Source organism: Vibrio sp. 2130-1, from assembly GCF_033339515.1.
On record NZ_JAWOUT010000353.1, the window covers coordinates 1 to 655 of the forward strand.

Here is a 655-nt window from a genome sequence, read left to right on the forward strand (position 1 = left end):
TATCGATAATCCATTTCCCATCCCGTCGTATGTCAGGGTTCAGCCACACGTCGACTTGTTCAATATAAGGCAGTTGAGCGTCTTGGGAGCGAACGTTTTGCAGCGAAAGGTGGTAAGGGAAGTCGTAATGAACGCGCTCCGCTTGGATCGGTAAGCCAAGGTAGGGTGAAACCCATTGCCATGTAGAATTGGCGTATGAGGTGGTTAACAGCGCAATAATGGTCGCCGGAAGGGCAATCAATACCACCAGTAAGAGAATTAGAATTCGACGCGCTGTTTTCATCCCTGCCAGAACCTGTAAGTGAAGTGTCGGAAAACTGATGAGGTCAGTTATACAAATAACCCAGTTAGGCTTTAGCTTGTATCAATCTGGTGTGGGATTCAATAAAAAGCCCCTCAAAAGAGGGGCTTGAAGAGCATTTTTGTAACTAAGTCACTGTTGTCATCAAATCACAGGTCACTCAGTTTTGCTTCGGTATTAGTCCAGTTGAGGACCAGCCGCAACCAATGCTTTACCTTCCGCGTTGTCTGTGTACTTATCAAAGTTATTGATAAAGCGCTCAGCCAAGTCTTTCGCTTTGCTTTCCCATTGTAGTGGGTCAACGTACGTGTCACGAGGGTCAAGGATGCTTGGATCCACACCTGGTAGTGAAGT

Annotated in this window: 1 protein-coding gene and 1 pseudogene; both read right to left on the reverse strand. The window is 46.6% G+C overall.

Going from position 1 to position 655, the window contains the following annotated elements:
• The coding region (locus R7Q09_RS26170) for an AsmA family protein (RefSeq protein ID WP_318143947.1) at window positions 1-283 on the reverse strand (283 nt) is incomplete at its 3' end.
• A 195-nt stretch (window positions 284-478) separates the two neighbouring features.
• Window positions 479-655: pseudogene (locus R7Q09_RS26175) on the reverse strand (phosphoenolpyruvate carboxykinase (ATP)); the annotation flags it as partial.